General features: G+C 58.5%; 8 protein-coding genes and 1 pseudogene. 6 read left to right on the top strand and 3 right to left on the bottom strand.

Annotated features, from left to right (window positions below):
• The first annotated feature begins 194 nt into the window (after positions 1-194).
• On the top strand, positions 195-1,751 hold the full coding sequence (locus tag ABIB95_RS47020) for an ISL3 family transposase (protein WP_354081003.1): 1,557 nt from the start codon (positions 195-197) through the stop codon (positions 1,749-1,751).
• A 58-nt stretch (positions 1,752-1,809) separates the two neighbouring features.
• Here ABIB95_RS47020 and ABIB95_RS47015 read toward each other — a convergent pair whose 3' ends face one another.
• Complete coding sequence (locus tag ABIB95_RS47015; protein WP_354249185.1) at positions 1,810-2,196, bottom strand: hypothetical protein; 387 nt, start codon at positions 2,194-2,196, stop codon at positions 1,810-1,812.
• A gap of 851 nt (positions 2,197-3,047) precedes the next feature.
• Between ABIB95_RS47015 and ABIB95_RS47010 the strand changes: the two genes are divergently transcribed.
• Entirely contained in the window at positions 3,048-3,530 is a 483-nt protein-coding gene (locus ABIB95_RS47010; protein WP_354249183.1) for a lipocalin-like domain-containing protein, read from the top strand.
• 299 nt (positions 3,531-3,829) lie between these two features.
• Here the strand turns inward: ABIB95_RS47010 and ABIB95_RS47005 are convergent.
• Positions 3,830-5,199 (bottom strand): annotated as a pseudogene (locus ABIB95_RS47005) (IS1182 family transposase).
• A 276-nt stretch (positions 5,200-5,475) separates the two neighbouring features.
• Between ABIB95_RS47005 and ABIB95_RS47000 the strand changes: the two are divergent.
• A complete protein-coding gene (locus ABIB95_RS47000) occupies positions 5,476-5,730 on the top strand; it encodes a PepSY domain-containing protein (RefSeq protein WP_354249181.1) in 255 nt (84 codons plus the stop codon).
• Positions 5,731-5,787: 57 nt separating this feature from the next.
• Here ABIB95_RS47000 and ABIB95_RS46995 read toward each other — a convergent pair whose 3' ends face one another.
• Positions 5,788-6,165, bottom strand: a complete 378-nt coding sequence (locus tag ABIB95_RS46995; RefSeq protein WP_354249179.1) for an NUDIX hydrolase — start codon at positions 6,163-6,165, stop codon at positions 5,788-5,790.
• 398 nt (positions 6,166-6,563) lie between these two features.
• Between ABIB95_RS46995 and ABIB95_RS46990 the strand changes: the two genes are divergently transcribed.
• From ABIB95_RS46990 to ABIB95_RS46980, 3 genes are all read left to right on the top strand, one after another.
• Positions 6,564-6,779, top strand: coding sequence for an ABC transporter substrate binding protein (locus tag ABIB95_RS46990; RefSeq protein ID WP_354249177.1), 216 nt, complete (start codon positions 6,564-6,566; stop codon positions 6,777-6,779).
• A gap of 233 nt (positions 6,780-7,012) precedes the next feature.
• Complete coding sequence (locus ABIB95_RS46985; protein ID WP_354249176.1) at positions 7,013-8,020, top strand: ABC transporter substrate-binding protein; 1,008 nt, start codon at positions 7,013-7,015, stop codon at positions 8,018-8,020.
• 387 nt (positions 8,021-8,407) lie between these two features.
• Positions 8,408-8,824 carry an OsmC family peroxiredoxin gene (locus tag ABIB95_RS46980; RefSeq protein WP_354249174.1) on the top strand — a complete coding sequence of 139 codons (417 nt, stop codon included), beginning with the start codon at positions 8,408-8,410 and terminating at the stop codon, positions 8,822-8,824.
• The last annotated feature ends 248 nt before the right edge of the window (positions 8,825-9,072 follow it).

Below are 9,072 nucleotides of genomic sequence, written 5' to 3'. Positions count from 1 at the left end.
TGCCTCATGACAGCTCCTCCGAATCGCTTGATTGCGAGAGCTCGACGATAACGGAGCTTTCGTGCCCCGAGCGCTGACCGCAATTACGTCATCGTCTGCAAATTTGACCCCTCATCGGCGTCCAATTTTGGGTCTGACTCATTTCCGATGAAGTTTGCCGGGCGACTGTGGTTCTCAAACGGAGAATCAGCGCCATGCGGACGGGCTTTCAAATCTCATCGCTAGTACCGAGTGGTTTGGTGGTTGATGGTGTAAGTGACTCAATGGATTCGCTTATTCTGTCTGTTAGGTCGGAAGCTGCGGAGGCTCGGTGCCCTTTGTGCGCGACAGCGTCGAGCCGCATCCATAGCCGCTACGTCCGGCACGTTGCCGATTTGCCATCAGCGGGCAGAAAGGTGCGCCTCCGATTACTCACGCGGCGCTTCACATGCGAGGTGCCGCATTGCCGCCGGCGGATCTTCGCGGAGCGGTTCGGAGAAGACATCGTCCCGCTGCGACGGCGCCGGACAGCACGGCTGGAATACATCGTCCATCACCTGGGGTTGGCGCTCGGCGGCCGGCCGGCGGCAAGCTTCGCCAAGCGGCTCATGCTGCCTGTCAGCAACGATACCTTGCTACGGGTGGTCCGTCGGCGGACGGCGATGCCGACAGATCCATTGCTTGTTGTGGGCATCGATGACTGGGCGTTCCGGAGAAACCATCGATACGGGACGATCGTGTGCGATTTGGAGCGTCGGCGGATCGTTACCCTGCTGCCCGACAGGGAGACTGCGACCGTTCGGGCGTGGCTATCGAAGCACCCAGCGATCAACATTGTGTCGCGAGATCGCGGTGGTGGATACGGCGAGGCAGCAGCTAAGGCGCTCCCGAACGCCATCCAGGTCGCCGACCGCTGGCATCTGATGGAAAATGCGAGCGCGGCCTTCCTTGATGCGGTGCGCCGCTCCATGAACAGAATCCGAACCGCAATCGGAGCGACAACGATCAACCCGGAATTGCTGACCTATGCGGAAAAGCTGCGCTATCAGGGCTATCTGCGGCGCCGGGACAGCCATGCCGCAATTGCGGCTCTCGTCAGCGACGGTGTGCCGTTCAAGGAGATCGTCCGCCGCACAGGACATAGTCGCAATCTGGTTCGCCAAATTAGCCGCGGCGGCGGTACGGATATGTTCCGCACCCGTCAAAGCACCCTGGACGGGCATCTGCCGTTCCTGGACGCGCAATGGTCAGGCGGCTGTCGCAACGGTGCCGAACTCTGGCGCCGTTTGAAGGGACAAGGCTTTATGGGATCGCTGCGCGTGGTGGCGGAATGGGCGACGCGACGGCGGCGTGCCGAGACTATCAGCCATCAACAATTGCAGAAGGTCCCCGCCGCCAGGACGATAGCGCAGCTGATGACGACGAAGCGCGACCACCTGACCAGGGCCGAGACCGTCACGCTTGCCGTCATCGAACAAAACGTTCCTATGCTGGCCGATGCCCAAGCTCTCATTGGCCGCTTCCACGCGATGATCCGAAAGAAGGCCGAGATGGAGCTCGAACCTTGGATTGAGGAATCCAAGCGGAGCCTCATTGCCTCGTTCGCGAATGGCATTGCCAACGATAAGGGCGCGGTGCACGCGGCTATCACGCAACCATGGTCCAATGGCCAAGTGGAAGCTCAGATCACCAAGCTCAAGCTGGTCAAACGGCAAATGTACGGACGCGCTAAGCTCGATCTCCTTCAGGCTAGGCTGATTGGCGCGCCATAAAAACAATCACGATCATCGAATATGCGTCAGAGCCAATTTTGGACGCCGATCCCCCGGCTCAGGGGGTCAATATTGCAGGCCGAATGACAGCCGCCTGCGCGGCAGTGATGTGTGCGCGGTGCGGGTAGCTCTCCGCCGGCTTCCAGCTGTCGAATGTCGTCCCGCAGACGCAGCGCATCAGCGTGCTCCGGATCTCGCTGTTGAGCTTCTCACCCCGCGCCAGCTTGGCCGCTACCTCGGTCCGCCAGTCGCGGTCTTGGCGCCATTCGGCGAAGGCATTGTCGGGGATGCTCGGCTGTAGCTCCGACCATGCGGTCTCGAAAGCCTCGCGCGCGGCTTCGAAGGTCGCGGCTATGCCACTCCGCCATGTGCCTGGCTCCATGCCGGGATAGAAACCGACCGACCATTCCCATTGATCGGCGTGCACAGGCACGCCAGCGCGCACGCCGATGGTCCCGACGCGGACATGGGTGAAGTAGATCTGCCAGTCTCATGCGGATTGTCGGAGCGGCGGCGGGGAGGGCGGCATCATTACTCATGCCGAGAGGATAGGCGCTAGTCGGATGCCGGGCCAGCCGCTGGTGCTTGCGCGCGAGCCTAGGTCGGGCCCAAGAGGTTGGTCAATGGGCGGCGTAGCTTAAGTGGTAGCGCGTCTTAGCGCTCGTTCCGCATATATGGACTTTTCTCCGACACCCAAAGCACTGACGGATCGGAGCTGGGCAGACCCTTGTGGTCGTACGAAGCTTTCGGCAGAGCCACAGCGCAAATACTCGCGACCAGCGCCACTGAGGACAAAGCCCCTATCACAATCCATAGCTGCCTCTGCATGTCAGCGTTCCGAAGCAGAGTATCGATGGCAAGGCAAATGCGAGCCTTGACGAGTCGTTCCTATCAGGGCGTCTAATCTTAAGCGCCGACGTCGGCTTTTGGGATCTAAGCAGAAATTTTCTGCTCAACCAGAGTATTGCCGCTTGTGACCCTGGCTGTGAAAATTTCCACACAACCAAGACCCATTTGAGACATAGGCCGGGCCATGAGCCTCATTCCTCAAGCCAGCGAAACCTGCTAGATCTTATGTAGCTGCCCTTGAAGCGGGACGTGCCGAATTCTCCGCGCGGGAGCGGGCCGCCAGCGTGCCGTCGGCGGGCATGGGACTCCAACAAACCGACATTCTTTTCGCCGGAATGTGCGCCGTGGCCGCCAAAACGCGCGGCCGCGAAATTGCGACCGCACTTGCGATCCGTTCAGCACCATTCGAGACAGGAGGAGAACATGGTTCGGCAAAGTATATTGAGCATGTCTACACTGATGGCGTTGGGAGTCGCCCTGCTACCGAGCAACGTCGTTGGTCAACAGAAGTCGATCAAGGAGGAACTCGTGGGGACCTGGACGTTCGTCTCCTCTACAAGCAAGCTTCCTGACGGCAGTCCGGCGTGGGGCACCAAACCAAAAGGGCTGCTAATCTTTACAGAGAACGGATACTTCGCATCGCAAATTGTGCGCTCCGATCTTCCGAAGTTTGCGACGCAAAACCGCGCACAGGGTACGCCAGAGGAAAACAAAGCCGTGGTACAAGGAAGCATTGCCAACTTCGGCACGTACTCGGTCGACGAAACGAAAAAAACCTACACGCTGAAATTTGAGGGCAGTTCGTTCCCAAATCGGGCAGAAACCGAACAGACGCGAGCATTCACGATTGCTGCGGACGAATTGAAGGTCGCCAACCCATCAACATCCATTGGCGGCTCTTCTGAGCTCGTCTACAATCGCGCCAAGTAGGTCCGGAACCTTGGTCGGAGCCGGGGAGCTAATGTGGCGGCGCGGATTCATCGCGTATCTCAGCAGGGCAGGAATCGGTTGGTCCCGCCCAGGCTCAGCAGATGCCGGAGACGCTCGGTTCATTGTATAGCGCCGAGATCGTTGGCTGGCCGGCATCAGTGCGAATGAAGGCTGGAGCCGGGGAGACTTCCGCAATTGGCCGATTTTGTTGCAAAAGTCGGCTGCTACCGATGGATCGGTAGGCCATTTCGCTAAGGACGACCGGCTTGGTCCGCCGGCTTTGACGCTCTCTACGCAACCTACGCGATGCACAGAGCCCGAGCGGGTGGTGGACGAGCGACCAGCAACGCGAGCCGCCGCAGGTTCTGGGCGATGGCAGCAAGAACAAACTCATCCTGCGCACCTCGCGGACCACGCAGTCGGAGCCGACCGAGCTCCAGGATGCGCTTCAAATGTGCGAACCGCATCTCGATCTTCTTGCGCTCACGTCGCGACGTCTCGAAGCCCTCGGTACCTTCCAACGACCGGGCGACGTCGCGGGCGTGCTCATGGATGTCGCGCGGGATCTTGCGCGACGGTTCTTTTGGGCAGCACTGCGGTTTGAGCGGGCATACATCGCAGTCGAGCTTGCTGGCGCGATACAGAAGGGTCTTGCCCTCGTGCACGGTACCGCTCGTCCCAAGCCGCTTGCCACCCGGGCAGTGGTAGACGTCGCCGGTCCGATCATATCGAAAGTCGCTCCGCGAGAAGGTGCCATCATCCCGCTTCGACTTATCGAACACAGGGATATGTGGCGCGATGCCCTTTTCCTCGACCAGCCAGTTCAGCATCGGAGCCGCTCCGTATGCGGTATCCCCGACAAGCCGCTCTGGCTTGAGACCGAAGCGCTCCTCGGTCCGTTCGATCATGGTCTTTGCTGCGCCGACGTCGGCTTGGCAAATGGCGCGGGAGGCCTCGACATCAACGATGACGCCAAACTTCACGTCGATGAGATAGTTGTCGGAGTACGCGAAGAATGCCGGCCCTTTGTGAGCCCCGGTCCACTGCGCTGCCGGATCGGATGGCGAGATAAACTTCGGGACGACATCGCTGGCGGCACCCCACGCCGGATCGTCGAGGATCGCCAGATACTCCTTCACCGCGCGGCTGGACCTGGCCGGATCGCGATCCCTGCGCCAGTCCTGACCTGCGATCGAGCGCTGCTTGTTCGCGTCGGCCGCAATCAGGCTCGCATCGACTGCAAATCCTTCGCCACCAACCAGACCGGCGGCAATGCAGGTCTCGACGGTCCGTTCGAACACGTGGCGGAGAACATCTCCATCGCGGAAGCGCTCGTTGCGGGCGCGCGAGAACGCCGAATGATCCGGGACAGCATCCTCGATACCGAGCTTGCAGAACCAGCGATAGGCGAGGTTCACCTGCACTTCACGACAGATCAATCGCTCCGAGCGGATCGCAAAGACATAACCTACGACCAGCATCCGGATCATCAGTTCTGGATCGATCGACGGGCGACCCATCGATGAATAATGAGGTGCAAGCTCGCTGCGAAGCCAGGACAGATCGAGGGCAGCCTCGATCTTCCGTACCAGATGATCTTCGTGAACCGCATCGCCAGGACGAAACTCGTAGAACAGTTACCTTGGACACTCTTCAGACGGCCCATCATGGATCGACCTCGCCGAGAATCGCGTCAACACGGAATCACCGTTCGAGGTCTTACTCAACCGGCTTTTGCAACAAAATCGGCCCTTAGCTGGCATGCCGGCGGGCTTGCTCTTCACGTCCGATAACCGCCCTCGCGGACTCCAGCAGCTGTGCAGCTCTGAGTGCCCAAGCCCTAAAAACCCATGCGTCGTTCTGACGCTGTGAAATTGCGAGAGTGTCAGAGGAACAACCATGTCAACGCTCTCGTTGACGCCTCTAACGCGAGGACGCGCCCATCATGAAGCTTGCCACAATTCTGGTTCTCGGTTCCCTCGTCGTGAGCTCAGCAGCGAGAGCAGATCAACCCGGACCTGACTGGATGCCCATGGAGCAAGTGAAGGCGAAAGTCTTGGAGTCGGGGTATTCGCAGGTCACGAAGCTTGAAGCCGACGACGGCCGATGGGAGGGCGAAGGCATCAAGAACGGACAGAGGATGGAATTTCATGCCGATCCTAAGACCGGCGTCATCGTGCGCGAAAAGCCAGATCACTAACCCTTGAGATCATGCGAAGCGGGTCGCCAGACTGTGCTCCAATTGCCGGGACAGGATTCACTTTGGAAACAACTTGTCCCGAATGTAGCGCGAAGTCGGCGTCAGCCTTATTCCTCGCGGCGTGCACCAGACCGCCCTGTCGATCTCCTTCTTGTCGCCGATCTTCAGGGGGCCGGACGCATTCTTGGCTAAGAAGATCGCGTCACTCATCTTGCGTCCGGACCGACGATTCTTTGCCTTCACCTCTCTCCAGAGCTTCACCGGCCCGAGCTTGAGCTTCGGCAGTTCTTCCCTGATTTCACGGCGAAGGCACTTCCGATCGCTCTCACCTGCACGCTTGCGACCGCCCGGAAACATCCAGAGCCTATCGCGCCGTCGTCTGACCAGGAGCACGCGCCCCTTCTTCGCGACAACAAGTTTTGAAGACTTCGCCATTTCCCTTCGAATCGGTTTTGGTAGATAGGCACCAGTTTAGACCGGCCGGTCCGATCTGCAATGATGAGCGTCAGCCTGCCCCCGTAGTATCACGGACAACCCCACAGGTCGTGACCACATGTTCAGGTGACGCTATCCTTGCTCAACATGGTCAAAATCTTCGACATCCTCCAAGAGCCCAAGTCTGGGTCGCGATGGCCTTTGGACTGGCTCCGATCGTCATCGGCATCATCATCTTGTGGTCAAGGCGATGAATGTCGCCAGTGACACCTTCCGTTCGGCGCCATTGGCATTTTCCCTAGCTGAACGTTACGTCGGCTCATGGCCCATCAGCGAAGTGGCGACAGGCTCCGCGAATTATCGCGCTCGCGGCGAAGTATCATCTGCCGGCAAATTACTTGTTCCGACATTACAGCAGTGGCGGATTGTCGGTATGCGGGGCCAGCCGTGCAGGCGACTACGTGGACAAGATCTTCAAAGGCACCAAACCTTCCGACTTGCCGATAGAGAGGCCGACCAAATTCGAGCTCATCATCAACATGAAGACTGCCAAAGCGCTCGGCCTCACTGTACCGGCCTCGTTACTCGTCCGTGCCGACGAGGTGATCGAATAGCAATTGATGTCCCGTCGTAGCCCTGCCGACACCGAGTACGTCCGAATATCGGGGCAGACCGGAAGTGCGCAGGAAAGTGTCAAACCGGCGCTTTGACCCTTAGCGGTCATGCACGCAAAATAGCCGGTCGCCGCGCACGACATCTTGCGCCTCCAACTCCCCGGACTCCCGTGCCGCGATGTGGTATGCTTCAACTGGATTTAGCGTGGTCCTGAGCCTCCTTGGAGGGCTGCATGAGGCGGCGCGATTTCATCAGTCTTCTCGGCGGTGCGGCGGTGACATGGCCGCTCACTGCGGCGGCACAGCAAAGAACCAATAGCAAGCGTCTTGCTGTCTTCAGCCCATCACACCCAAGCGTGGACCTGCACTCCCACAGCGAAAACATAGGTTCCCGAGCCTTGTTCGCTGAACTTCGGCGGTTGGGGCAGGTCGAGGGACACAATCTCAAAGTCGAAGCTTACGGCCGCGATCAAAATTCGTCCGGCCCCGAAGCCCTGGCGGCGGAAATCGTTAGGAGCAACCCGGATGTCATCTTTATCATTGGACCTGGCGCGCCCTTTTTTAAAAAGCTGACATCGCTTATTCCGATCGTAGTGATTACCGGCGACCCCGTGAAGACAGGGATCGCCGAAAGTCTGGCTCACCCGGGCGGAAATTTCACGGGAGTTAGCATCGACGCCGGAGTTTCCATTCATGGAAAACGGATTGAACTGTTGCGCGAGATAGTTCCAACGATGTCGAAACTTGGCTGTCTTGCTCTTCGGTGGTCATGGAATGGACCAGTCTCAGGTCCCGCAATCCGGGCCGCGGCCGAAGCGGCGGGCCTCCCTCTCGCGGTGGGTTTAGTGGAATTTGGTGCCAGCGAAGCAGACTATCGGACGGCGATCGAGAGCATCGCGCGCGAGGGTGCACATGCAATTTTGGTCGTCGATTCGCCTGAGGTCGACCAAAACAAAACGTTGATCGTTAGGTTAATCGGCAACGCGAATCTTCCGGCAATTTTTACGCATCTTAACTACGTGGAGGCCGGGGGGCTAATGGCCTATTCCTTCGACCTCATCGAATTGTTTACGCGCGCCGCCGACACCATCGACGCGATTCTCCGAGGAGCAAAACCCGGCGACATACCGATTTATCAAGTCACGAAATTCGAGTTGTCCATCAACCTCAAGACAGCCAAGCAGCTGAGGCTTTCCGTACCTCCTGCGCTCGCCGCGAGGGCCGATAAGGTAATTGAGTGAACAGGCAAAGGTGCCGGTTTTGGCCCGTCGCTTCTGTTGATGCGGTGTAGCCAAATGTCGGTTCATAGGGGCATACCGGAAGTTTGCAACCGAGCGTCAAACCGACGCGATTGACCGGCACCGGACTCTGGCCGCTATTCCGAAAGGTTGGCGGCCCGCGCGGCCCGAGAGCTTCATCATCCTTCCGGATACATAAAGCGCGGCAATGAAGCGTTTTCACGAGGCCGTGATGGCCGCGTAACAATACGTTCAGTCATCCTGAAGATTCGGAAGGAGCCGACGAAGCGATGCGCCGGGCGATTGGCACGTTGTTTGCGTCTGATGCAAAGCTTAGGGTGACCGTAATGGTCTCCCGCAAGCTGCCGCATTCACAAGGATGGAGAGGCCATGAAACGATTTGGATCTACTAGGTGGATTGGCGGTTTGTTTGAGGGCCAGGGGGCGGTCTCGACCGAGAGCCGCGCTTTGCAAAACTATCCCTATAGCTTCCTCACTCATTACGGCGAGACCAGCCCCGAAGAATTGATTGGCGCGGCCCACGCTGCGTGCTTCACTACGTCGCTTGTCAGAATGCTCGGAATGGCGAACTTCGTCCCCGAGCATGTGGAGAGCAAATCAGACATCATCCTCGAGAAGGATGAGGCCGGCATTTCCATCACCTCAGTCCATCTCACCGTCAGGGCGAAGATACCGGGCATTGACCGCGACATGTTCCAGTCAATCGTTTCGAAGGCAAAGGCGTATTCCCCAGTCTCCAAGTTGATGAATGCCGAGATTGGTTTTACGGCCACTCTGGTCTCATGATGCAGCTGAGACACGGGTAAATAGGCGTGGTTACGTTGGACCGAGCCGGCCGTTATCAGCACCTAGCCAATCGGGTGCGTAGCTGCTGGCTTCGAACTGATGTCTGAGGCTCACCCGCAATAAGATTAAAGGGCGCTAGTAAGCTCAATCAGGGTAAGCGCGAATTTCCCTGCACCTTTTGCTTTTGGGTGCTCTGATGCATGAGGTGTCCACCAAAATAGGTGGACACCTTGTGATGGCAGACGATG

Source organism: Bradyrhizobium sp. LA2.1, from assembly GCF_040547725.1.
In the GTDB taxonomy this organism is placed as follows: domain Bacteria; phylum Pseudomonadota; class Alphaproteobacteria; order Rhizobiales; family Xanthobacteraceae; genus Bradyrhizobium; species Bradyrhizobium barranii.
The sequence above is the reverse complement of the archived record's forward strand: the minus strand, read 5'-3'. Positions and strand labels throughout refer to the sequence as shown.